Origin of the sequence: Pseudomonas sp. NCCP-436 (assembly GCF_019656335.1) — a bacterium.
In the GTDB taxonomy this organism is placed as follows: domain Bacteria; phylum Pseudomonadota; class Gammaproteobacteria; order Pseudomonadales; family Pseudomonadaceae; genus Aquipseudomonas.
The window spans coordinates 321,528-345,722 of sequence record NZ_BPLZ01000002.1 but is presented as its reverse complement, the minus strand read 5'-3'; the positions used below and the strand labels follow the sequence as shown (position 1 = coordinate 345,722).

22 protein-coding genes are annotated in these 24,195 nt (G+C 61.7%); 12 read left to right on the top strand and 10 right to left on the bottom strand.

The window, feature by feature from the left end:
- The first annotated feature begins 2 nt into the window (after positions 1–2).
- Entirely contained in the window at positions 3–374 is a 372-nt protein-coding gene (locus tag NCCP436_RS03740) for a hypothetical protein (protein WP_220802446.1), read from the top strand.
- Between the two features lie 17 nt (positions 375–391).
- Here NCCP436_RS03740 and NCCP436_RS03735 read toward each other — a convergent pair whose 3' ends face one another.
- On the bottom strand, positions 392–814 hold the full coding sequence (locus NCCP436_RS03735) for a 3-isopropylmalate dehydratase (RefSeq protein WP_220802445.1): 423 nt from the start codon (positions 812–814) through the stop codon (positions 392–394).
- Between the two features lie 86 nt (positions 815–900).
- Positions 901–1,338 (bottom strand): HIT family protein, encoded by a 438-nt coding sequence (locus NCCP436_RS03730; RefSeq protein WP_220802444.1) that lies wholly within the window; start codon positions 1,336–1,338, stop codon positions 901–903.
- 172 nt (positions 1,339–1,510) lie between these two features.
- Here NCCP436_RS03730 and NCCP436_RS03725 point away from each other — a divergent pair, with 172 nt between their 5' ends.
- The 3 genes from NCCP436_RS03725 to NCCP436_RS03715 all read left to right on the top strand — a co-directional run bounded on the left by NCCP436_RS03725 (position 1,511) and on the right by NCCP436_RS03715 (position 4,167).
- Positions 1,511–2,212: a glutathione S-transferase N-terminal domain-containing protein gene (locus tag NCCP436_RS03725; protein ID WP_220802443.1), complete on the top strand. Its 702-nt coding sequence runs from the start codon at positions 1,511–1,513 to the stop codon at positions 2,210–2,212.
- Between the two features lie 140 nt (positions 2,213–2,352).
- Entirely contained in the window at positions 2,353–3,549 is a 1,197-nt protein-coding gene (locus tag NCCP436_RS03720) for an MFS transporter (RefSeq protein WP_220802442.1), read from the top strand.
- A gap of 66 nt (positions 3,550–3,615) precedes the next feature.
- On the top strand, positions 3,616–4,167 hold the full coding sequence (locus NCCP436_RS03715; protein WP_220802441.1) for a hypothetical protein: 552 nt from the start codon (positions 3,616–3,618) through the stop codon (positions 4,165–4,167).
- A 53-nt stretch (positions 4,168–4,220) separates the two neighbouring features.
- Here the strand turns inward: NCCP436_RS03715 and NCCP436_RS03710 are convergent, their stop codons facing one another.
- Positions 4,221–6,101, bottom strand: a complete 1,881-nt coding sequence (locus NCCP436_RS03710) for a diguanylate cyclase domain-containing protein (protein WP_220802440.1) — start codon at positions 6,099–6,101, stop codon at positions 4,221–4,223.
- A 229-nt stretch (positions 6,102–6,330) separates the two neighbouring features.
- Here NCCP436_RS03710 and NCCP436_RS03705 point away from each other — a divergent pair, with 229 nt between their 5' ends.
- The gene (locus NCCP436_RS03705; protein ID WP_220802439.1) at positions 6,331–7,173 is read left to right on the top strand and encodes an EamA family transporter; all 843 of its coding nucleotides are present in this window, start codon (positions 6,331–6,333) and stop codon (positions 7,171–7,173) included.
- A 114-nt stretch (positions 7,174–7,287) separates the two neighbouring features.
- On the top strand, positions 7,288–9,771 hold the full coding sequence (gene plsB / locus NCCP436_RS03700; protein WP_220802438.1) for a glycerol-3-phosphate 1-O-acyltransferase PlsB: 2,484 nt from the start codon (positions 7,288–7,290) through the stop codon (positions 9,769–9,771).
- Between the two features lie 14 nt (positions 9,772–9,785).
- Here plsB and NCCP436_RS03695 read toward each other — a convergent pair whose 3' ends face one another.
- Both NCCP436_RS03695 and pap read right to left on the bottom strand, forming a co-directional pair.
- Positions 9,786–10,406 carry a LysE family translocator gene (locus NCCP436_RS03695; RefSeq protein ID WP_220802437.1) on the bottom strand — a complete coding sequence of 207 codons (621 nt, stop codon included), beginning with the start codon at positions 10,404–10,406 and terminating at the stop codon, positions 9,786–9,788.
- A gap of 124 nt (positions 10,407–10,530) precedes the next feature.
- Positions 10,531–12,012: a polyphosphate:AMP phosphotransferase gene (gene pap / locus NCCP436_RS03690; RefSeq protein WP_220802436.1), complete on the bottom strand. Its 1,482-nt coding sequence runs from the start codon at positions 12,010–12,012 to the stop codon at positions 10,531–10,533.
- A 172-nt stretch (positions 12,013–12,184) separates the two neighbouring features.
- Between pap and mnmC the strand changes: the two genes are divergently transcribed.
- Complete coding sequence (mnmC, locus tag NCCP436_RS03685) at positions 12,185–14,146, top strand: bifunctional tRNA (5-methylaminomethyl-2-thiouridine)(34)-methyltransferase MnmD/FAD-dependent 5-carboxymethylaminomethyl-2-thiouridine(34) oxidoreductase MnmC (RefSeq protein ID WP_220802435.1); 1,962 nt, start codon at positions 12,185–12,187, stop codon at positions 14,144–14,146.
- A 46-nt stretch (positions 14,147–14,192) separates the two neighbouring features.
- Here mnmC and NCCP436_RS03680 read toward each other — a convergent pair whose 3' ends face one another.
- Positions 14,193–15,089, bottom strand: coding sequence for a DMT family transporter (locus NCCP436_RS03680; RefSeq protein ID WP_220802434.1), 897 nt, complete (start codon positions 15,087–15,089; stop codon positions 14,193–14,195).
- Positions 15,090–15,240: 151 nt separating this feature from the next.
- Between NCCP436_RS03680 and NCCP436_RS03675 the strand changes: the two genes are divergently transcribed.
- Positions 15,241–17,121 (top strand): DEAD/DEAH box helicase, encoded by a 1,881-nt coding sequence (locus tag NCCP436_RS03675; RefSeq protein WP_220802433.1) that lies wholly within the window; start codon positions 15,241–15,243, stop codon positions 17,119–17,121.
- A gap of 221 nt (positions 17,122–17,342) precedes the next feature.
- Here NCCP436_RS03675 and NCCP436_RS03670 read toward each other — a convergent pair whose 3' ends face one another.
- On the bottom strand, positions 17,343–17,879 hold the full coding sequence (locus NCCP436_RS03670; RefSeq protein ID WP_259651434.1) for a cytochrome b: 537 nt from the start codon (positions 17,877–17,879) through the stop codon (positions 17,343–17,345).
- A 389-nt stretch (positions 17,880–18,268) separates the two neighbouring features.
- On the opposite strand from NCCP436_RS03670, the gene nadE reads away from it, so the two are divergent.
- On the top strand, positions 18,269–19,096 hold the full coding sequence (gene nadE / locus NCCP436_RS03665) for an ammonia-dependent NAD(+) synthetase (RefSeq protein WP_220802432.1): 828 nt from the start codon (positions 18,269–18,271) through the stop codon (positions 19,094–19,096).
- Positions 19,097–19,259: 163 nt separating this feature from the next.
- Here the strand turns inward: nadE and NCCP436_RS03660 are convergent, their stop codons facing one another.
- Together NCCP436_RS03660 and NCCP436_RS03655 are read right to left on the bottom strand one after the other, a co-directional pair.
- Entirely contained in the window at positions 19,260–20,477 is a 1,218-nt protein-coding gene (locus NCCP436_RS03660) for an argininosuccinate synthase (RefSeq protein ID WP_220802431.1), read from the bottom strand.
- Between the two features lie 116 nt (positions 20,478–20,593).
- Positions 20,594–21,514 carry an OmpA family protein gene (locus NCCP436_RS03655; RefSeq protein WP_220802430.1) on the bottom strand — a complete coding sequence of 307 codons (921 nt, stop codon included), beginning with the start codon at positions 21,512–21,514 and terminating at the stop codon, positions 20,594–20,596.
- A gap of 130 nt (positions 21,515–21,644) precedes the next feature.
- On the opposite strand from NCCP436_RS03655, the gene pyrC reads away from it, so the two are divergent.
- From pyrC to NCCP436_RS03640, 3 genes are all read left to right on the top strand, one after another.
- Entirely contained in the window at positions 21,645–22,691 is a 1,047-nt protein-coding gene (pyrC, locus tag NCCP436_RS03650; protein WP_220802429.1) for a dihydroorotase, read from the top strand.
- On the top strand, positions 22,688–23,362 hold the full coding sequence (gene rnt, locus NCCP436_RS03645) for a ribonuclease T (protein WP_220802428.1): 675 nt from the start codon (positions 22,688–22,690) through the stop codon (positions 23,360–23,362). Before pyrC ends, rnt begins: the two co-directional genes overlap by 4 nt.
- A 167-nt stretch (positions 23,363–23,529) precedes the next feature.
- Complete coding sequence (locus NCCP436_RS03640; protein WP_220802427.1) at positions 23,530–23,748, top strand: bacterioferritin-associated ferredoxin; 219 nt, start codon at positions 23,530–23,532, stop codon at positions 23,746–23,748.
- Positions 23,749–23,774: 26 nt separating this feature from the next.
- Here the strand turns inward: NCCP436_RS03640 and NCCP436_RS03635 are convergent, their stop codons facing one another.
- Positions 23,775–24,143, bottom strand: coding sequence for a DUF5064 family protein (locus NCCP436_RS03635; protein WP_220802426.1), 369 nt, complete (start codon positions 24,141–24,143; stop codon positions 23,775–23,777).
- Between the last annotated feature and the right edge of the window lie 52 nt (positions 24,144–24,195).

Below are 24,195 nucleotides of genomic sequence, written 5' to 3'. Positions count from 1 at the left end.
CCATGCGCCAACCCGATATCGAGATCTACCTGAAAGACGTCGAGCGTGATGCCGTGACGGCATGGCTGGAGAAAGCTCTCGGCCCCTGCGACAACTGGCGACAGCAGGGCCAGACCTTCAAGTGCAGCGCCGGCACGATACCGGTGACCTGGCTGCCGGGCGCTGTGGGCAAGTGGCACAGCCTCTACCTGGAAAGCGATAGCACGCCCTGGACGGACGACCTGGCCTGCGCACGCGACGCCCATGCGGCACTCGGTGTACAGGTGCGTTGTGCTCCCGGCAGTTGGGTCGAGGACGAGGACGAGGAACAGGCCGATCGCTGGATCAAGGTCGATTCCGAGGGTGTCAGCGAGATCCTCTGGCGCACGGACTAAGGGCGACGGGCCGCCCGTCAGGGCGTGTCCGGGACGATATCGAACCCCCCACGGTTCTGACTGATAATACGCAGCCGCTGAGTCTCCCCCTCACGAAGTGGTACCGCCACTTCTCGCAGCAGCCTGCCCAGGCCGCACAGGGTATCGTCCATACGATCCGGCGTAATGCCCACCACTCGGGTACCCGGGCGCACGTGGAAGGTCGCCACTTCACCTACGCCAATGCGGGCGGCCACCTGACGATCCACCTCGATGGCGACGTAGCAACCACCCCCCATCACACCAAAATCGCGATTGACAACAATCCGGGCATCCTCGGCCCTAGGCTCCTGAAACGCCAGCAGGCGATCCTCCGAAACTGGACGGATGTCCTCGGGATTGCCACGGTACGAAGAACAACCGGCCAGCAACAGGGAAAGCACGATACAGATCGAGCGCATGAAGCCCTCCATGGGCAGATGAATGCCGTCTGAGTATTGGCGCAGGCAAGGCAGCGGGCAAGTCGCGCCGCTGCCGACAATCCCCGTTAGTCCTGAAGACGCTTCGCCAGGCGCACCTGCAACGCTTCCAGCTCGGCCGGATCGGCTTTGCCGGCGGCGTGAATGCCCAGATTCTCTCCGACAAAGCGCGGGATCACATGCATGTGCAGATGGAACACCGTCTGCCCGGCAGGTGCGCCGTTAAATTGCGCCACCTGCACACCATCGGGCTGCAGCTCGTCGATCAACGCCTGCGCCACCTTCTTCACCACCGCCATGACCCTGGCCAGGCTGGCCTCGTCGATTTCCAGCAGATTGCGCGCCTCGATGCGCTTGGGGATCACCAGGCTGTGCCCTTTCGACTGCGGGAACAGGTCGAGAAAGGCCAGCACCTGATCATCCTCGTAGAGCTTGTAGCAGGGGGCCTCGCCACGAATGATCTTGGCGAAGATGTTCTGGGGATCGTAGGTACCTTGCAGGCTCATGCCGATGGACTCCCTTGCCGGATGATAAAAAAGCGAACCATACCGGCTCGCGCACGCGCAGGGAACCGGGCAACATCGTTCCGGTTGATGAGAAATAACTGGCAGATCAATTTTCCGCGGCTGCCGATCCATGTTCTGATCACACCGTCTCGTCACCTGTTCTGGAGCCCGTATGACCGATCTCAGTTCATTCGCCATCACCCGCAAATGGCCGGCCCGCCACCCGGATCGCCTGCAGCTCTACTCGCTGCCCACACCCAACGGGGTCAAGGTCTCGATCATGCTGGAGGAACTTGGTCTACCCTACGAAGCGCATCTGGTCAGTTTTGACAGCCAAGACCAGCTCAGTCCCGAGTTTCTCTCGTTAAACCCAAACAACAAGATCCCAGCCATCCTCGATCCCGACGGCCCGGACGGCAAACCGCTGCCACTGTTCGAGTCCGGCGCGATCCTGATCTACCTGGCGGAAAAGACCGGCCGTCTGCTCTCGGCAGATCCGGCACGACGCTATGAAACGCTGCAATGGCTGATGTGGCAGATGGGCGGGGTCGGTCCGATGTTCGGCCAGCTCGGCTTCTTCCACAAGTTTGCCGGCAGCCAGTACGAAGACAAGCGCCCACGTGACCGTTACGCGGCCGAGTCGACACGCCTGCTTGGTGTACTCGATCGACACCTGGAAGGACGCCAGTGGATCGTCGGCGAGTACAGTATCGCCGATATTGCCGTGTTTCCTTGGGTGCGTAACCTGATTGGCTTCTACGAGGCCGGCGAGTTGGTGCAATTCGAACGTTTTACCAACGTGCGCCGCGTGCTCGAAGCCTTCCTTGCCCGTCCAGCGGTACAGCATGGCCTGAGCATCCCGGCGCGCGGTTGAAGTAGACCGACGCAGGTGCCGTCAGCGGCACCTGCCCTTCAACAAAGGCCTGCAAGCCCCGTCGCAGAGCGACCGCCGGTATCCAGGCAGTTGCCGTCCACCTATAATCGATAGCCTGATCTCCCGCCCTTAGGCCTTTCATGGACACCTCCTCCTCAGCTACGGCCACTTTGTCGCCCGGCGCCGTTCTTCTCATTCAGTTGGCACTGGCGCTTGGGGGCTTTGCCATCGGCACTGGCGAATTTGCCATCATGGGTCTGATGCCCAACGTGGCGCAGGATCTGGGCGTCAGCGAACCACAGATCGGTCACCTGATCAGCGCTTACGCTCTGGGCGTGGTAGTCGGAGCTCCACTGCTGGCCCTGCTAGGTGCGTGCCTGCCACGCCGGCTGTTGCTGCTGTTGCTGATGAGCTGCTTTGCCCTCGGCAACTTTGCCAGCGCTGTGGCTCCGCGTTACGAGCCGTTGCTGGTGTTCCGCTTCATCGCGGGCCTGCCACATGGCGCCTATTTCGGTATCGCCATGCTGGTGGCGGCCTCCATGGCAGCGCCGCACCAGCGCGCCAAGGCCGTTAGCCGCGTACTGATGGGATTAACCATAGCAATCCTGATCGGTAACCCACTTGCCACCTGGCTCGGTCAGTTCATGAGCTGGCGCTATGCCTTTACTCTGGTGGGGCTCATTGCCCTCAGCACCGTAGCCATGGTGGCTGCATTTCTGCCAAGCGATCCGCACGAACAGCGCAGCAGCCCGTCCGGCGAACTGCGAGCTTTCAACCGCGCTCCGATCTGGCTGGCCCTGGGTATTGGTGCCATCGGCTTTGCCGGCATGTTCTGTGTGTTCAGCTACATGGCGCCCACTCTGCTGGAAGTGACCGGCACCGGTCCCGGCTGGATTCCGCTGGCCATGGGCGTGTTCGGCGCCGGCTGCATCGTCGGCAACAGCGCCGGAGGCTGGCTGTTCGACCGTCTGCGCCTGCGCGCAGTGGCCTGGATCCTGGCCTGGAGCACGCTGGTGCTGCTGCTCTTCCCCTTGGCCGCACACAGCCTGTGGACAGTGCTGCCGGCGATTTTCGCCCTGGGAACCATGATTGCTCTCGGACCGGCACTACAAACCCATCTGATGGATGTAGCCAGCGGCGCGCAAACCTTGGCGGCCGCGTCCAATCATGCAGCCTTCAACATCGCCAACGCCCTTGGCCCCTGGCTGGGCGGCCTGGCCATCAGTGCCGGGATGGGTTGGACGGTTACCGGCTACATTGGTGCCGTCACGGCACTTGGCGGCCTCGCGCTGTTCGCCTGGGCATGGCGCCTGCAATGCCGCGCCGGGAACGGCTGAGGCAGGTGCATGCTACACGCAGGACAGGTATCTTCTGCCTCCCTGATCCATATTACGCCCCTGCCAATGTCCACCCTGCGTCTTGCTTTGCTTGTCATCTCCCTACTCGTCACTCCGGCCACCCTGGCACAGGTGACGGTAGAGGCCAGCTCCGGCCTGCTGGCTGCACGTATCGCTGAGGAGATCGTACCGGGTGACTATGAAAGGCTGCTTCAGGGCCTGCGCGACAATCCCGGCCGCTACAAACGCAAAATCGTCCTGCTCGACAGCATCGGTGGCAGCGCACCGGAGGCCATCCGTATGGGCCGCCTGCTGCGGGAAACCGGCTTCGAGACTCTGGTACCGTCCGACGGCCTCTGCCAAGGCAGCTGCATCTACCTGCTGGCGGCGGGCAAGAAACGCACCATCAACGGCCATGTGGCTCTGCGCCGCCCCCCCTTTAATGCAGGCGATTCAGCCCTGGCCCAGGCCATTCACGGCCGGCAGGCGTTCAACCCAGCCAGCTACTTTCGCGAAATGGGCGTAGACGCCCGTCTGGCCCAAGACATCTACCGACTCGCCCCGGGCAAGCTGCGCCTGCTGAACAAGGCCGATTTGACACGCTATCGGCTGGACTAAGCCATTTCCTGGCTGGCCCTGCAGACACTTCTTGGTTTGCACCAACGGGACTCTCAGACCTGCTCCACTGCCCAACAGAAACGATTCTTGCCGGCGTGCTTGGCCGAATACATGGCCTTATCGGCAAGCGCCACCAGTTCGTGGCCATCGCGACCATGCAGTTCGTACATCGCCGCGCCGACACTGGCTGAGATGCGCACCACATGACCACCCAACTGGAAAGGCCGCTCCAGCACCTCCAGTACCTTGCGAGCAACCACTTCGCAGTCATGCCTACTATTGAGGTTGGTAAGCAGGATGCCGAACTCATCTCCGCCGAAACGGGCTACGGTATCCTCGCTGCGTACACAGCCCTCCAGACGCCGGGCCACAAGTTGCAGCAGCATATCGCCAGCAACGTGCCCGTAGCTGTCATTGATCGCCTTGAAACCGTCCAGGTCGATATACAACACTGCAGAGAGGCGTCCTTGACTGCGCCCCAGTCCCAGAACCCGATCAAGCTGCTCGCGAAAACAGATACGGTTGGCCAGCCCGGTCAGTACATCGTGCTGAGCCTCGTAAGATAATCGTGCTTCCAGATTCTTGCGCGCGGTGATGTCTTGTGCGACCAGCACCAGAAACTCCGCCTGGCCCAGGGAGTTACGCACCACGCCGAGCGCCTCGCAGACCCACAGCAGCGTGCCGTCATCTCGACGGTAAGTCTTCTCCAGTTCCGCCGAGTCCGATGCAGCGCAATCGGCGAGCTGCTTCTGCAGAAAGCTGCGCGTGGCGCTGGCCGATGCAGCGTCGCTCAGTTCGAAAATGTTGTGCCCCTGCAAGCGTTCAGGCGGCCGCCCGAGCATGCGACAGAACTTCTGGTTGACACGCAGGATGCCGCCCTCGGGGGTGATATGAGCAATACCCATTGCTGCCTGATGAAAGGTGGCGCGGAACAGCGCCTCACTGCCTTGCAGGGCATCGGTGGCCGCGCGCTGGCGCTGCAACAGGATCAGCAGCAGGCCGGTAAACAACATCACCCCGAGGGTAACGCCCAGCGCCGCCACCAGGTAGGTAGTACGACGCTGCAGGGTAGCCTCCAGTTCCTCGGCATAGGCCGTGGCGACGGTAACCATCAGCGGGTAGTCGCTCAGGGTACGGTAACTCACCAGTCGGGAAACGCCGTCCAGCGCCTCGCCCGTATCATAGAATTCACCAACCGGTTGCTGCCTGCGCCGCTCGAACCAGGCCAGCGGACGCGCATCCAGGCCAAATTCGCTGTGCTGACCGATACGCCGAGCGCGCACTACGCCATCAAGACCGCTGAGTTCGAGCAGACCTTGTGACTTGAGATCAATGCGCTGGAGGAAACGGGTGACATCCACCGGGCTGACCGCCAGCACCACCACCCCGGCAAAGCTGCCATCCTCCCGCTCCATACGCAGTGACAGAGGGATCAGCCAGCGCCCGGAAACCCGTCCGAGCACTGGCGGGTTGATAAACAGGCGGTCATCCCGGGCGTTGCGCTGGGCGATGAAGAAATCCCGGTCGGCATAGTTCACCGGGCCGTTACTCTGGCTGCTGCTGACCACCTCGCCGTGCTCGTTTACCACACTGATGATGGTAAAGATCTTCTCGCGGATGATCCCTTCCTCCACCCAGGAACGCAGATCAATGTCGTCTCCCTTCTGCTGATACTGCTCACGGACGAAGACCGCCACCTGCTCGGCCGCCCGGAGAGTACGCGAGACCTGCTGCTCGAAGGCGATGGCCAGGCTTGCATTGGACTTCATCGCCGCAGCCATGGCCTGATCGCGTTCGAAGGCAACGCGCTGCAGAGTAATCAGCCAGACGCACAGGATGAGCACGCAGGCCAGAACGACCAACAAGGTCAACAACATGACACTGCGCCGGCGGCGGACGCTGACATCGTCCACCGGCGGACTGCTCCGGATCATCACCTAGCACTCCAGGCCCGGAGGTTGCGGGCCATCCGTTTGGTTCTGTACAGCAGGGCAGTACGTGCAGTCTGCGCACCAGTCCGATAGCGACGACTGATTTTGCTGCCTTGCATTCAAGCATAGGCCCTAAGGAGCCATTATTCCGCCATCGGTATGTAATTTGTTTACCCGAGGGTAGCCCTACGGCAGACTGATGCCCAACTGCTGCAACTGTTTCAGGCTATTCATGGACACCACGGTTTTTGTCGCCGTTATCGCCGCCGCCGCCCTACATGCAGGCTGGAACGCCCTGCTCAAGGTCGGACTCGACCGTTTTCTGACCGCTACCCTGATTCAGATCGGCGCCGGTCTGGTGGCATTACTCGGCCTGCCGCTGGTGGCCGTGCCCATAGCCTCGGCCTGGCCCTGGATTGCCCTTTCGGCATTACTGCACATCGGCTACAACTTCTTTCTTTCCCGCGCCTACCAGTACGGTGATCTGGGTCAGGTCTACCCCATTGCCCGCGGCAGCTCGCCGTTGATGGTGGCGGGGCTGTCCTGGCTGCTACTCGACGACCGTCTCACGTCTCTGCAGTTCGGCGGCCTGCTGGTGCTGGTTGTGGGTATCTGGCTGATGGCTTTGCGAGGCGGCCAGCGTCAGGGTACACAGGCCCGCTTACTGGCCTGCGCTCTACTCACAGCCCTGTTCATTGCCGGCTACACCCTAAGCGATGCCATTGGTGCCCGCCTCAATGGCGATGCGTTGAGCTACTCGGTGTGGGTTTTCGTCGTCAACGGTGCGGTGATGGCCGCAGTACTGGCCATCAGCCGCGGGCCACAGGCCTTTCTTCAACTGGGCCCATACTGGCGCAGCGGTCTGGCCGGCGGAGCCATGTGCATGCTGGCCTACAGCATCGTCATCTGGGCCATGACCCAGGCACCTGTGGCACTGATCTCCGCTCTGCGCGAGAGCAGCGTGGTGTTGGCCGTACTGCTGGGCGTGCTGCTGCTCAAGGAGCCACTGCGACCGATTCGCCTGCTGGCCTGCATCCTGATCATGTCTGGCGTCGTGCTCATGAAACTGGCCTGACGGGAGCAGGTCGGACTGTCGGACAAGCACCGAGAGTTTTTGCCCGTCAGCCAGGCTTGCGGCACACTAGCCGCCTTCCCGAGCATTCGCTCGTTTTAACTGCCAAGAGCCCGTATGACCCGTTCCCCTTTCCGCCGCCTTGTCTTCGGGGTGCTGCGCCGTGTGCTGTACCTGTGGGTACGCTCGGAGACGATCAATCAGTCCGCCTTTAGTCTCAGGCTCGACCGCAGCAAACCTGTGTTCTATGTGCTGCAACAGCCTTCGCTGAGTGATCTGGCGGTGGTGGATCGCGAGTGCAGCAAGTCCGGCCTACCACGCCCGGTACTGCCGGTAGCCATGGGGCAACACATCGAGCCAGCCGGTTTTTTCTATCTGACCCGTGAGCCGGGCTGGTTCAGCCGAGCGGACAAACGCGGCACCTCACCAACTCTCGCCCGGGTGGTCAGCGTACTGAGCCGTCACGAGGTCGATGATGCCCAGATCATCCCGGTCAGTGTGTTCTGGGGACAGTCGCCGGACCGTGAAACCAGTGCCTGGAAGCTGCTTTTCGCCGACAGCTGGGCGGTAACCGGGCGCCTGCGTAGGCTGGTTAGCATCCTTATCCTCGGGCGCAAGACCCGCGTACAGTTCTCCTCGCCCATCCATCTGCGTGAACTGATCGCCCAGAACAAGGGGCAAGAACGCACCTTGCGCATGGTGCATCGCATCCTGCGGGTGCACTTTCGCAACCAGAAAGCCGCCGTGATCGGCCCGGACGTTTCGCACCGACGCAACCTGGTCAAAGGGCTGGTGAACGACCCGCTGGTGCGTCAGGCCATCATCGAGGAAGCCGAACGCGAGAAAATCAGCCTGGAAAAAGCCGAGGCCCAGGCACTGCGCTACGGCAACGAGATTGCCTCCGACTACACCTACACCGCCATCCGCTTCCTTGAACTGGTGCTGAGCTGGTTCTGGAACAAAATCTACGACGGCATCAAGGTGCACAACATCGAAGGTGTACAGGAGATCGCCCAGGGCCACGAGGTTATCTACGTGCCCTGCCACCGTAGCCACATCGACTACCTGCTGCTGTCCTACCTGTTGTTCACCAACGGCCTGACGCCGCCGCATATCGCTGCCGGAGTCAACCTCAATATGCCGCTGATCGGCGGTCTGCTACGCCGTGGCGGCGCCTTCTTCATGCGCCGCACCTTCAAGGGCAACCCGTTGTACACCGCGGTATTCAACGAGTACCTGCACACTCTGTTCCGCAAGGGTTTCCCGGTGGAGTACTTTGTCGAGGGCGGCCGTTCACGCACCGGACGCACGCTGCAACCGAAGACCGGCATGCTGGCCATCACACTGCGTGGCTTCCTGCGTTCACACCGCCTGCCGATCGTCTTCGTGCCGGTCTACATCGGCTACGAGCGCGTGCTGGAGGGGCGCACCTACCTCGGCGAGCTGCGCGGCGCGAGCAAGAAGAAGGAGTCGATCTTCGATCTGTTCAAGGTACTTGGTGCGCTCAAGCAACGCTTCGGCCAAGTCTCGGTAAACTTCGGCGAGCCGATCCGGCTGGCCGAGTTCCTCGATCAGCAGCAACCGGGCTGGCGCGAGCAGGAGCTGGGCCCCCAGTACCGTCCGGAGTGGCTCAACGAAACCACCAACCGCCTGGGCGAACGCGTGGCACGTCATCTCAACGAGGCGGCAGCAGTCAATCCGGTCAACCTGGTGGCCCTGGCGCTGCTCTCCACCAGTCGTCTGGCACTGGATGAAGGTTCGCTACGGCGCACACTGGATCTCTACCTGGCGCTGCTGCGCGCGGTGCCCTACTCGCCGCACACCACTCTGCCGGATGGCGACGGTGCGGCGCTGATCGAACACGTCAAGGGTATGAAGCTGCTGGCAGAACAGAATGACGCTCTGGGCAAAATCTTCTATCTGGACGAAGCCAACGCCGTCCTGATGACCTATTACCGCAACAATGTGCTGCACATCTTCGCCCTGCCGGCGCTACTGGCCAGCTTCTTCCAGAGCAGCTCGCGCACCAGCCGCGAACAGATCCTGCGCTATGCCGGGGCACTCTACCCCTACCTGCAGGCCGAGTTGTTCACCCGCTGGGATCCGGCTGAGCTGGAGAGCGTGATCGACCAGTGGCTGACCGCCTTCGTCGGCCAGGGCCTGCTAACCCGGGACGGCGACGTTTACATGCGCCCAGCACCCAGCTCACGCCAGTTCGTGCTGCTGACCCTGCTGTCGCGCACGGTGGCGCAGACGCTGCAGCGTTTCTACATGGCGACCGCCCTACTGCTCAATGCCGGACAGAACGTCATCAGCGCCGAGGAACTGGAGAACCTGTGTACGGTGATGGCCCAGCGTCTATCGATTCTGCACGGCCTCAACGCACCCGAATTCTTCGACAAGAGCCTGTTCCGTCACTTCATCCAGCGCCTGCTGGATCAAGGCGTGCTGCGTCAGGATGAGGCCGGCAGACTCAGCCACCACCCGCTGCTCAGCGAATTGGCCGAAGGCGCTGCCAAACGCGTGCTGCCTGCCGAGATCCGCTTGTCCATCCGTCAGGTGGCACTCGACCGTCAGGAGGACGAAGCACCAGTGGTGTAAGCCTGCCGCACGTGTTAGCGCCGGCTCAGCGCCAGGCGCGCGGCGAACAGCACGAACAGCAGCCCGGTGCAGCGGTCCATCCAGAGAATCACTGCTTCGCGCCGCAGCACCTGCGCCAGCGGCCGAGTCGCGCCAATCAGCGTCAACGCCCAGAGCAGGCTGAGCAGTACATGAATGCCCACCAGGCCGAAGGTCCAGGCTACCAGCGGCTGCCCCGCAGGAATGAACTGCGGCAGGAAGGACACATAGAAAATGCCCACTTTGGGGTTGAGCACATTACCCAGCATGCCACGCAGGAACCAGTTGGCGCTGCTCTGCCCCTCAACCTGGGCCGGAGCCAGAGAGCGACGTGGACGCAACAGCATGTTCAGCCCGAGCCAGGCCAGGTAGGCAGCACCGCAATACTTGAGCAGGTTGTAGGCCAGCTCGGAGACCGCCAGCAGGGCTCCCAAGCCCAAGGCCACCGCCGCGCCCCAGACCAGACAGCCGAGATTGATGCCAAGCGCCGCGTGCAACGCCTGACGGCGCCCTTCCACGGCTGCGGTACGCAGTACCAGCGCGGTATCGATACCTGGCGTCAGGGTCAGCAACGCAGCGGCCAGGGTAAAGGCAATGAGATTTTCAACAAAGGGCATCGCTGGCTCTCCGGAGTCGGCATGACGGTCGCCAATTATAGACAGCCCTGTATATCCTGCCGCAGCCCCTGTGCGGTCTCAACGGCAGGCCTCGAACAAACCCGCCTGACATCAGGCCATCCTCTCAATCCTTGGCCAGCACGGCCTCGATGCGATCGTTAAGTGTGCGCAGCACCTTGACCCGGGCAAAGCGCTTGTCGTTGGCTTCAACCAGCGTCCAGGGTGCTATGCCGCTGCTGGTACGGTCGACCATGTCACCCACGGCATCGGCGTAGTCGTCCCACTTTTCGCGGTTACGCCAATCCTCCTCGGTGATCTTGAAACGCTTGAACGGCGTCGCTTCACGCTCGCGAAAACGCTGCAACTGGGTGTCCTGGTCAATCGACAGCCAGAACTTCACCAGAATCACCCCGGCATCGGTCAGTTGTTCTTCAAAATCGTTGATCTCTCCGTAGGCACGCAGCCAGTCGGCCTCGCTGCAGAAACCCTCGACCCGCTCCACCAGGACTCGGCCATACCAGCTACGGTCAAAGATGGTGAACTGCCCGCGAGCCGGCACATGGCGCCAGAAGCGCCAGAGATAGGGCTGAGCGCGCTCCTCCTCGGTGGGTGCGGCCACCGGCACGATACGGTACTGCCGCGGATCCAGCGCTCCGGTCACGCGGCGGATGGCGCCACCCTTACCGGCGGCATCGTTGCCCTCGAACACCGCAATCAGCGCATGCCGACGCATCTTCTTCTCACGCAGCAAGCGCGCCAGACGCGCCTGTTCACTGGCCAACTGATGCCTGTAGTCATCACGCGGCAGACGCTGGTTCAGATTCAGGCTGGCCAGCAGCGCACTACTCTGCCGGCTGACCGGTGCCACATGCGGCTGGGCCGCGCGGCGCTGCGGACTGGCCAGTGCAGCCTGCAGCCCTTCAAGCAGAATGCGTCCGACAGTTAGACTGCGATAGTGGTGATCAACACCCTCGACGACGTACCATGGCGCATAGTCTCGGCTGGTGCGACGCAACACCCGTTCGCCATGGCGGACGAACTTGTCGTAGGTCTTCGACTGCTGCCAGTCCAGCGGGCTGATCCGCCAACTGTGCAGCGGGTCATCACGCAGAGACTCCAGCCGCGCCTTCATCTGCTTCTTCGAGAGATGGAACCAGAACTTGAAGATCAGCGCGCCCTCGTCACTGAGCATGCGCTCCAGACGCTCGGCGCCGGCGATCGCCTGATCCAGCTCGGCATCCTTGAAACGGCCGTTTACCCTGCCCTGAATCATCTGGCTGTACCAGTTGCCGAAGAAGATGCCCATCCGCCCCTTTGGTGGCAGCTGTCGCCAGTAACGCCAGGCCGGCGGACGGGCCAGCTCCTCGTCGGTCTGCAGGTCGAAGGTACTCACCTGAATCAGCCGTGGATCCATCCACTCGGTCAGCAACTTGACCGTCTCGCCCTTGCCGGCCCCTTCCACACCGTTGATCAGCACGATCACCGGAAAGCGCGCCTGCTGGCGCAGTTCGTACTGGGCTTCGAGCAGTGCCTCGCGCAGCGCCGGCTCCTCGGCATCGAAGGTGGACTTGTCGATGGTACGGCCGATCTCGGCGGATTCAAACATGCAGCGGCTCCCGGAAATAACGACTACAGCGTAGCGGATCGCTCCGCTCCTTGCCGATAGACACAAGCCGGAAAGATGCCGTCAGCGCTGCTTACTTTCTCGCCCTGGGGTTGCTCGACGACGCTTGCCGCAGAACCTAGAATCTGCCGCCTGTCCGCCGCGGAACGCTGTCATGCCCGATATCCACCACGCCCAGCTCGACTGGGACGAACATGGCCAACCACTGTCGCGCAGCTACGGCGACGTGTATTTCTCCCGTGTCAGTGGATTGGAGGAAACCCGTCACGTCTTCCTCTCCCACAACCACTTCAAAGAGCGCTGTCAGGCCCTACCCGCCGGTGGTCGCCTGGTGATCGGCGAGACAGGTTTCGGCACCGGACTGAACTTCCTCTGCGCCTGGCAGGCCTTTGCCGAACATGCTCCATCCGATGCCCGCCTGCACTTCGTCAGCGTCGAGAAGTTTCCGCTGGCCGTGACGGATCTGCAGCGCGCCCTGGCCTTGTGGCCGGAACTGAGCTCCTACGCCAGCGAATTGCTGGCGCAGTACCGCGCCATACATCCGGGTTTCCAACGCCTGCTGCTCGATGGCGGGCGTGTGGTACTGACGCTGATGATCGGCGACGTACTCGAATGCCTGCCGCAACTGGATGCTCACATCGATGCCTGGTTCCTCGACGGCTTCGCTCCGGCAAAAAACCCGGAGATGTGGAGCGACGCACTATTCGCCGAGCTGGCGCGCCTGTCGGCACCAGGCGCCAGCCTGGCCACCTTCACCAGTGCCGGCTTTGTCCGCCGTGGGCTGATCGCAGCCGGCTTTGCCATGCAGAGGGTCAAGGGCTTCGGCCGCAAGCGCGAGATGCTCGCCGGAACCTTTCAGGGTAGTCCCACGGCAGCCGGCGTCCCTTGGTTCGACCGACCACCGCAGCATCGAGGCGAACGCCATGCCGTGGTGGTCGGTGCCGGTCTGGCCGGCTGTGCCACTGCCGCCAGCCTGGCGGCGCGCGGCTGGCGAGTCACCCTGCTGGAACGCCACGACGAACCCGCCCGCGAGGCCTCGGGCAATCCGCAGGGAGTGCTCTACCTTAAGCTGTCTGCCCATGGCACCGCGCTGTCACGCCTGATTGTCGCCGGTTTCGGTCATACACGACGCCTGCTCGAACGCCTGCAGCGCGGCCAGGACTGGGACGCCTGCGGCGTGCTGCAGCTGGCCTTCAATCCCCGAGAAAGCGAGCGTCAGGCCAAGCTGGCAGCAGCCTTCCCGGCGGATCTGCTGCAGCCGCTAAACCAGGAACAGGCCGAAGCTCTGGCCGGTGTCGCCCTGAACTCCGGCGGCCTGTTCTACCCGGATGCCGGCTGGGTGCACCCGCCAGCGCTGTGCCGGCTGCTGGCAGCGCATCCGTCGATCGAGCTACGGCCCTATCATCAAGCCCTGAAGTTGAGCCGCATTGAGGACGGCTGGCGCGTCGACGGTGCTGAAGGTGTACTGGCCGAGGCGCCGGTGCTGGTGCTGGCCTGTGCGGCTGAGGTACAACGCCTGCTGCCACAGACACAACTGCCGCTCAAACGTATCCGCGGGCAGATCAGCCGGCTACCGGCCAATCCGGCCAGTGCAGCACTGCACACAGTGCTCTGTGCCGAAGGCTATGTTGCTCCACCGCGCGAGCAGGAGCACACCCTGGGCGCCAGTTTCGACTTTCACAGCCAGGATCTTGAGCTCAGCACCGCCGAACATGTGGGCAACCTGCAGCTTCTTCGGGAAATATCCGAGGATCTGGCCAACCGCCTGAACGCCTCTGCTCTGGACCCGGTCACACTGCAGGGACGCGCCGCCTTCCGCTGCACTACACCGGACTACCTGCCGCTAAGCGGGCCGGTGGCCGATGCTGCTGCTTTTTCCGGGCACTACGCGGTGCTTGCTCGGGATGCCCGCCAGGTGCCGGACAGGCCCTGCCCCTGGCTGCCCGGCCTATACGTCAACAGCGGTCATGGCTCACGTGGCCTGATCACCGCGCCACTGTCCGGCGAACTGATCGCCGCCTGGCTGGACGACGAACCGCTGCCGCTGCCTCGCCCCGTTGCCGAAGCCTGTCATCCCAACCGTTTCATCCTGCGCCGGCTGATTCGCGGCGAATAAACCCGCCGCCATAGCGCTGATCGTCTCAGGGAGCCAGCGACATCACTCAGACCGTGCGGGGTTGTGCGGCAGCAGCCCGTGGCTGGCGAAATACCAGCACGTTGCCCAGCATCACCAGCCCCAGACCGAGCAAGGCCGGCAGCGTCCACTGATAGCCTTCGGCGAATACCGAGATGTTCAGCGCCACCACCGGGAACAGCACGGTACAGTAAGCCGCACGCTCCGGCCCCATGCGTCCGACCAGAGTCAGGTAGGCGGTAAAACCGATCACCGAGCCGGGAATCGCCAGGTACAGCAGCGAGCCGATGTAACGGACATTGAACTCGAAGGCAAATGGTGTACCGCTGAGCAGACACAATCCGACCAGCATCAGCGCACCGTAGAGCATACCCCAGGCATTGCTGGTCAACGGCCGGACTCCAGCCTTCTGTTGCAGACTGGAAAGCATGTTGCCGGCCGAGAAGAACAGTGTTCCAAGCAGTGCCAGACCGATACCCAGCAGACTTTCGCGGCTGGCCTGATGCCCGGCCAATTCCGGCCAGAACAGCAGACCCAGCCCTACCAGTCCCAGAGATCCGCCCAGCATCACATTGGTCGCAATGCGCTGCCTGAAGAACAGCCACGCATTGAGCGCATTCCACAAAGTAGCGGTGGAGAAGATCACGGCGATCAGTCCACTGGGAATCCACTGACTGGCGGTATAGAAGCAGAGAAAGTTGAGACAGAACAGACACACCCCCTGCACCAGGCAGATGCCCTGGCCGCGGCGATCCAGTGACTGCAGGCGTCCGCTGAGCCAGAGCATTACAAACAGTACCAGTGAGGCCAGGGCAAAGCGGTAAGCGATGGAGGCAGCAACAGCTACCTCCCCCATCTGCAGCTTGATGGCGATCCAGGTCGTGCCCCAGATCAGGACGGTCAGCAGGTAAAGCGACAGATTCATCGAAGGTCTCCCAAGAATTACCTTCAGTCTGGGACAGATACCTGCACAGGTGCTTGCATAAAATTGCGCATTTATCATCGCGCCATCACTGCCTGTATAAGTGTTGCAGACCTTATCATGCCGCTTTTGCCAGTCAGGTCGTCGCCACCGCATGTTTTCCGCCGTCGCACGCTACAAGCAGTTGCTATCCAGCACCCTCGCCCGTTACTTCCCTCGAACCACCGCCTACCTGCGCGCCGAGCGCGAAGCCGCTGTGCCGGCCAAGCCGGCGCGCAAGCCAGGCCGAAAGAAAGCCACCGGCCGCAAGCGCAGCAGCTCCACTGGGACGACTCGCAACAAGCCCGGCCCAGGAGGCATCTACCCTATCACTCGCTTCAGGCTGAACGACGCGCAGGCGCAGGCCATGCGTGAGCAGGTTGCCCGGGCAGTGACTGCCGGGCTGATCGGTGCTCCTTCGGACGAGCAGTGGGCGATGATCCTTTGCCGCGCCCCACTTAGCCGCATCTTTGCCGGTGCCGGCTCCGGCAAGTCGAGCACTCTGGTGCTGAGAGTGGTATTCATGCTCTGCCACCTGGGCATCGATCCGCAGCGACTGACGGTGATTTCCTTCACCAACGCTTCCTGCGCAGAGTTACGCGAGCGCCTGCGGCGGCTGCTGGAGTTCTGGGGCTATACCGGTGATGTGCGCCTATGCGTCCGAACCTTCCATGCGGCGATGGCCGCGGTGGCCCGGGAACAGTTGGGCAACGTCCGCTGGTTCGAACAACTGGACGAGCCTGGTGATGAGCCGGACAACCCCCTGACCGGATCCCGCCTGCGTTCGGCACAGCTGCGCCTGCTGAAACAGGCTTATCAGCAAGCCTATTGCGCGGACTCACGGTTCCGTGTCCTGGTGCATCGCCTACTGCAGCTTCCGGCAGTCAAGGAAGACGAAAAAAACATCCCGAAAGCGCCGCTGGACACCTGCAACCTGGCCGGCGAGTTTGCTGCCCTACCGCTGTACGAACTGCTATACACGCAGATCGACTTTGCCGAGAGCCTGGGCATTCGCCTCGAGCAGTTGCAGCCGGAAAGATTGAGTTGTGCCAGCCACGAGCGCGACTTCATCGAGACCATGCAACGCTTCCAGCAACACTTCGCGGCCCTACTGCACAGCCAGGGGCTGATCACCTTCAACAGTGCCTTCGCCCGACTCAGTGAAGCCCGGAGCATGGTACGCCCTACGCCTGCTCTGCTAGCCCTGAGTCACCTTTTGATCGACGAATTCCAGGACATTTCACCGCAGATCGTGCGCTGGCTGCAGGCCGTACATCGCCGTCTGCACGGTGCTGGTGAACGCATCAGCCTGATGGCTATCGGTGACGACTGGCAGTCGATTTACGGCTGGCGCGGCAGTTCGCCGGAGCTGTTCATCAACTTCGACCGGCACTTTCCCAGCCATAACGGCGGCCGCAGCACCACCCTGGTTCTGAGCACCAACTACCGCAGCGTCGAGCCAGTCATTCGCGATGCGGAAAAGGTACTCAGCGATGTGCACCACAAGCAGGCCAGAACCAGTATCGCCGCACGGCCCCTGCAACCTGGCGACCACGGTGTGAGGCTGATTCAGCGCTTCGACTTGAATCGCGACCTGCCAAAACTGCTGATCGAAATCCGCGCACAGTGCGACCACGTTGCCCGCCGACCAGGAGCCGAGCGCAGCGCTGTATTGCTGCTCAGTCGACGCAATGAATCGCTGCAGCAGGTGCGCAGCCAGTTGGAAAAGAATTTGCCGGTTCGGGCCATGACCATCCACCGAGCCAAGGGCCTGCAGGCCGAGGTGGCGATCATCCTCGACGACTGCCTGCCGGCAGAGAAACACCCATTGCGCAATACGCTCTATGCCTATTGCGGTTTCTTCAGCGGCAGCTACGACCAGGCCATGCAAGATGAAGCACGACGTCTGGCTTATGTGGCGATCACTCGTGGCGTCAGCCGGGTGCTCTGGTACACACGCAGAGCCCAGGGTGCCAGCGCCCTGCTGACGCGCTGAAGCGTTCGGCATGGCATTTTTCCAAGCAACAAAAAACCCGCCTAAGCGGGTTTCTTCCCAACCATCCGACATCCTGTCGATGGCCATCATGGCCTGGTCATCCTCCTTGAACTGCAGCAGTCCTTCGCTGCAGGGGATGTGTGTAGATTACGCAGATAGCGGAAGGGGCAGAAGTCGACCATGACGCCAATGCGTGTAAGACATCTGCCATAGCCAATGACTCAACGGCCAATCATTCGCGCCAGCACATCTTCTCCTCCCTGGCCGCGATGAATAAAAGCCATGGCCGCGTGGCCAATCACCAGCACAAGCAGCAGCCAGCCAAGAGAGCCGTGCAACAGATTGGCCGGCGCCATCATCCACTCGATCTTCTCGCCACTAAAACCTGGCATCAGGCTCATGCCGAAAGCAACGAACTCACGTCCGGAGCCGTATTGCCGCAGTAGCGCAACGAAGGGAATAACGAACATCAACCCATACAGTGCCAGATGGCCAAGCCGGGCCAGAACACTGACTGAGGCAGGACGCTGGCTGTGGCTATAGAGTGCCCACAGTATGCGCACCGTCACCAGCACCATCAGTAGCAGGCCATTGGCCTTGTGAGTGCCCCAGGCAAACTTGTCCAGCGCACTTTCTTGCAGCAGCTCATGGGCAAGAATGGTGACAAATTGCCACCCCAGCAAAACAGCCATGCCCCAGTGCAAAAAACGCGTAATGGCGCCGTAGCGACTTTCACAATCGTGAAGGGTAGATGTCACGGTACTTCTCTCCTGCTTTTTAAAATACAACCAGCCTTCACCACCGAGTGAATACTGGCAGTCATGACAATGGCCCATTGTCATACGCCGACTCTGGGCATTTCACCTTTGATAGCCGGCAGCGATGTTACCGGATATATCAAACCGATATCGCCCGCCTGCCAGGCAACGGCAATGACGTCCGTTCCCGAGAAACTTCGCCCTTTAGCATGGCAAGCTGGTATTTCATTCCGATGACTCACCGATCTGAGCCGAAATTCATCAGCGCCGATAAAACCCAGGCATAAGTCCCGATGTGCAAGTCTCTCGTGCACTTTCAGGTTGAATCCACGTAAGCTTCGTCCGTTTCCTGAAACACGTTTTTAGCGTCCCCTAGCGAGGTTCCCTGCATGAACAACCGCCAAGCCGAAATTGCTGCCACCCTAGACGTGGTGCCACCGTTCACCGACGAAGCGGCGCTGGTAGCCGAGATCGAGCGACGCAAGGCCTTCATCAAAAACGCCCTCAGGCAGTCCGGGCTAAAGGTACTCGTGCTGGGCATCAGCGGCGGCGTCGATTCCACCACTGCAGGTCGCCTGGCTCAACTTTCGGTGGAGGAACTGCGCGCAGAGACCGGTGACGACAGCTATCGTTTCATCGCCGTGCGCCTGCCGCACAATGTCCAGCACGACGAGCACGACGCTCAGGATTCGCTGGCCTTCATCCGTGCCGACGAGAACACCACGGTCAACATCGCCGCTGGCGTCAATGGTCTGAGTGAACAGTTGACTCACCTGCAGCAGTTGAGTGAGGCCCGCCGTGACTTCGTGCTGGGTAACGTCAAAGCGCGCATCCGCATGGTCGCCCAGTTCGCCATCGCCAACGCGCACAACGGCTTGGTGATCGGCACCGATCATGCTGCCGAGGCGGTGATGGGCTTCTTCACCAAATTCGGTGACGGTGCCTGCGATATTGCTCCGCTTTCCGGGCTAGTGAAAAAACAGGTACGCGCCATTGCCAGCTACCTGGGCGCCCCGCAACATCTGGTGCAGAAAACCCCAACCGCCGACCTGGAAGAACTGCGCCCGGGCAAACCGGATGAGGAAGCGCACGGCGTTAGCTACGCCGAAATCGACGCCTTCCTGCATGGCGAAAAGGTCAGCGACGAAGCCTACGCCAGCATCGTCCGCACCTATGACGCCACCCGTCACAAACGCGAACTGCCGCGGGTACCCTGAAGCCTGCACGGTGACGGCTGTTCCGCTCCTGTAGCGGCCCGGGAAATCCCTGCGGAACGGCAGCCTCATAAGGAAAGCTCCTCAACCACCCGGCTTTCAGAGGCCCAAAATGAAGAAACCCCGGCACAAGGCCGGGGTTCACGCGATAGACAGCAGATGTCTGTCAGAGCAGCTTGCGGCCCTTGCCGGCCGCAATGCGCATGCGCAATGCATTGAGCTTGATGAAGCCTGCTGCATCCTGCTGGTTGTAGGCACCGCCATCTTCTTCAAAGGTAGCGATGTTGGCGTCGAACAGCGATTCGTCGGACTTGCGACCGACCACGATGACATTGCCCTTGTACAACTTCAGCCGCACCACACCGTTAACGTTGGCCTGCGAGGCATCGATCATCTGCTGCAGCATCAGACGCTCGGGGCTCCACCAGAAGCCGTTGTAGATCAGACTGGCGTATTTAGGCATCAGCTCGTCTTTCAGGTGGGCCACTTCACGGTCGAGGGTGATCGACTCGATGGCACGATGAGCCTTGAGCATGATGGTGCCGCCGGGGGTCTCGTAGCAGCCGCGAGACTTCATACCGACAAAGCGGTTCTCAACGATATCGAGACGGCCAATGCCGTTTTCGCCACCGATGCGGTTCAGTTCGGTCAGCACCTGGGCCGGAGTCATTTCCTTGCCGTCGATGGCGACGATGTCACCAGCGCGATAAGTCAGCTCGATATAGGTCGGGGTATCCGGGGCAGCCTCCGGGGATTTGGTCCAGCGCCACATGTCCTCTTCGTGCTCGGTCCAGGTGTCCTCCAGCACGCCGCCCTCGTAGGAGATGTGCAGCAGGTTGGCGTCCATGGAGTACGGCGACTTCTTCTTGCCATGGCGCTCGATCGGGATGCCGTGTTTCTCGGCATAGTCCATCAGTTTCTCGCGCGACAGCAGATCCCACTCGCGCCAGGGAGCGATGACCTTGACGCCGGGCTTGAGGGCATAGGCGCCCAGTTCGAAGCGCACCTGGTCGTTGCCCTTACCCGTGGCGCCGTGGGAGATGGCGTCGGCGCCAGTCTCGTTGGCGATCTCGATCAGGCGCTTGGCGATCAGCGGACGGGCGATGGAGGTGCCCAGCAGGTACTCGCCTTCGTAGATGGTATTGGCGCGGAACATCGGGAAGACGAAGTCACGGACGAATTCCTCGCGCAGGTCATCAATATAGATTTCCTTGACGCCCAATGCCTGGGCCTTGGCACGAGCCGGCTCGACCTCCTCGCCCTGGCCGAGATCGGCGGTGAAGGTCACCACCTCACAGTTATAGGTATCCTGCAGCCACTTGAGGATCACCGAGGTATCCAGGCCACCGGAATAGGCCAGAACTACCTTTTTGACGTCCGCCATGCCATCACTCCACGGGTTGTACGGTAAAACCGTGGATTCTACTGCCCCTGCCAGCCAATTTACAGGGGCGCGACAGATCCTTTGGTTCAGGCGGCAGCAGCAGTTAAAACGGTTGGTTAATGCTGTGCGCCAGAGGCCGGCTGCTCGTCCTTCTGCTCATGCACAACGGCTTCGGGCAGACGATCCAGGCGCAGGGTGACACGCCGGTTCTTGGCACGATTGGCAGCACTGTTGTTCGGTACCAGCGGGTAGCGCTCGCCATGAAAGCGCACGTCGATCCGTTCGGCCGGAACCCCACCGGCCACCAGATACTCCTGGACAGCCAGGGCCCGACGCCGCGACAAGTCGCGATTGGTCAAACGGTTGCCGCTGTTATCAGCATGACCGTCAAGCTGAAAACCATTCACGCTCGGGTCGGCCCGGAGGTAATCCAGGATCACATCCAGCTCGGCTCTTGCCTTGTCATCCAGATCGATACCTCCGCCCGGAAAACCTATCTGCACCTGGCGGATCTGATCGAAATTCACCGGCAGCAGGCCGGCTGTGCAGGCCAGGTACTCCTCATAGGCCTGGCGGAACTTCACCGGCAGCAGACGTACCTCCAGCTCGTCGCCACCGCTGGCGGTACGGTGCCGCACAACAGGGCTGCGCCCCTCCAGCAGACCACTGAGCAAACGTGCGCCTTGCTCCTGCGAACTGCTGAATGGCACTTCACCCTGGCCGACTCGCACCATCCCGAGGCTGATGTCTCCGCGTCCTGGCTGCCAGGGGGCCGCCGCCGCCAGCAGGGCGGCCGAACCGCCTCCCAGCCAGCGCTCGCGCGAGGTCAGACGAAATACCACCTGCTCACCGGCACGGCGCACAAATTCACCGCTGCCGAAATGACTTACCGGCTGACTCAGGCGGCACTCGAAGCGGTCACCCTCGACCTTCCACTCCACCTGCTCCAAGCGTGTCTGAAAACTGATGGCATGCGCAGGCAGACAAAGAAGCAGGGCGGCCAACAGACTGAACAGGGCAAGAAGGGACGGACGCACGACGGGCTCCAGCTTGAATCACGGTATTCGCCAGCACTATCGGCCGCCGAGCGAGAAACTTGATAGCCCGTGCCTGCAGACGGCTTTTCCGGTAGCATTCACAGACTGATTTGCCCGCCTGGAAGCCCCCATGTCCGACCGACTGACACTCTTGCGCCCCGACGACTGGCACATTCACCTGCGCGATGGCGCGGTGCTCGTGCATACCGTTGCCGACGCGGCCCGCACCTTCGGCCGTGCCATCATCATGCCCAACCTGGTACCTCCAGTACGCAACGCCGCCGAGGCTGAGGCCTACCGTCAGCGCATTCTTGCCGTCCGCCCGGCCGGCAGCCGCTTCGAGCCGTTGATGGTGCTCTATCTCACCGACAACACCACACCCGAGGACATCCGCAACGCCAAAGCCAGCGGCTTCGTCCACGCGGCCAAGCTCTATCCGGCCGGTGCCACCACCAACTCCGCCTCCGGCGTGACCGGCATCGACAACATCTTCCCGGTACTTGAGGCCATGGCCGAGTCCGGCATGCCATTGCTGGTGCATGGCGAGGTGACCCGCGCCGAGGTTGACGTGTTCGACCGCGAGAAGCGTTTCATCGACGAACATCTGCTACGCGTGGTGGAGCGTTTCCCGACTCTGAAGGTGGTGTTCGAACACATCACCACCGGTGATGCCGTGCAGTTCGTACAGAGCCGGGCCAGCAACCTGGGCGCAACCATCACAGCCCATCACCTGCTGTACAACCGCAACCACATGCTGGTCGGCGGCATCCGCCCGCACTTCTACTGCCTGCCGATCCTCAAGCGCAACGTACATCAGGAAGCTCTACTCGACGCCGCCACCAGCGGCGATAAGCGTTTCTTCCTCGGCACCGACTCAGCCCCCCACGCCCAGCATGCCAAGGAAGCAGCCTGTGGCTGCGCAGGCTGCTACACCGCCCATGCTGCCATCGAGCTGTATGCCGAAGCCTTCGAGCAACGCAATGCACTGAATCGTCTGGAGGCCTTCGCCAGCCATCACGGGCCGGACTTCTACGGCCTGCCCCGTAACACCGACAGTATCACCCTGGTGCGCCAGTTCTGGGACATGCCGGCCAGCCTGCCTCTGGGCGAACAATCCGTGGTACCGCTACGCGCCGGCGAGACGCTGCGCTGGAAACTGCTGGAGACACCGGCGTGAGTGAAGAAAACTTCGAAGACGAACTGGACACCACCCTGCCAGCCGGCCCGCGAACTCCGATGGCAGCCCGCTTTCGTGGCTACCTACCGGTGGTAGTGGACGTGGAAACCGGCGGATTCAACTGCGCGACCGATGCTCTGCTGGAGATCGCCGCCACCACCATCGCCATGGACGAAGCGGGCTTTCTCTATCCGGATCACACCCAGTTCTTCCGCATTGAACCTTTCGAAGGCGCCAACATTGAGCAGGCCGCACTGGAGTTCACCGGCATCAAGCTCGACCATCCGCTGCGCATGGCGGTCAGTGAGGAGCATGCTCTGGGCGAAATCTTCAAGGGCCTGCGCAAGGCGATCAAATCGGCCGGTTGCAAACGCGCCATCCTCGTAGGCCACAACAGCAGCTTCGACCTTGGCTTTCTCAACGCCGCGGTAGCTCGCTGCGGCATCAAGCGCAACCCCTTCCACCCCTTCTCCAGCTTCGATACCGCCACACTGGCCGGCTTGGCCTATGGCCAAACCGTACTGGCCAAGGCCTGCCAGGCTGCCGGCATTGAATTTGACGGCAAGGAGGCACATTCGGCCCGCTACGACACCGAGAAAACCGCCGAGCTGTTCTGCGGCATCGTCAACCGCTGGAAAGAAATGGGCGGCTGGGACGATTTCTATTCCTAGCTCTGGATTACAGGCGTCCGCCGGGGCGCCTGTAATCCTCCTTCATTGGTTCGTCCCAAGGCAGGCCTGCACTGATGAGAGAATGCTCGCAAACAGCCTTTGACAAGCATTCTCATTAGCATTAGTATCCCTGACATCAAAGAATCACCCAGGACGAGCCTTGCCTTATGTACGTCTGCCTCTGTGAAGGTGTAACCGACGGCCAGATTCGCGATGCAGTTTACGAAGGCTGCTGCAGCTACCGTGAAGTGCGCGGTGCGCTTGGCATCGCTAGCCAGTGCGGCAAGTGTGCCTGTCTGGCCAAGCAGGTGGTACGCGAAACCATTGCCGAAGTACAAAGCAGCCAGGCTGCCCTCGCCTATCCCGCAGGCTTTGCTACTGCTTGAACCTTCCGGCGATGATCTGAGCTTTGCTACAGACCGTCGCTCTGCAAATGATCGAGATCCACCGTTTCACCCGGCCGAATCTGCAACTTGGCTCGGATGTCCTCGAAGATCACATCATATTCACTGTGCTCGCGCATAATCAGGCCCGACTCCGGATGCAGGCCATGGCGGGCCAGCAGACGGCCGATCACGCTGGCGAAGTTGAACGCCATGTCCCGATGTAGCTCGAAGGTTTCCTCGAAATCGCGCTCGCCAATCCTCCCTGACAGTCGACCGTGCAGCATCGCACCCTCCTGCGGGTTCTGGCGAACCTCATAATGGAAATCAATGCTGTAAGCCGGCTGCCCGGCCGCACCAGGTGGACGACTGCGATGCAGATGACCTGGCTCAAACATGGGGACGCTCCAATGGACTGACCCAAGGCAGTCTAGACCAGCCTCGGCGCCC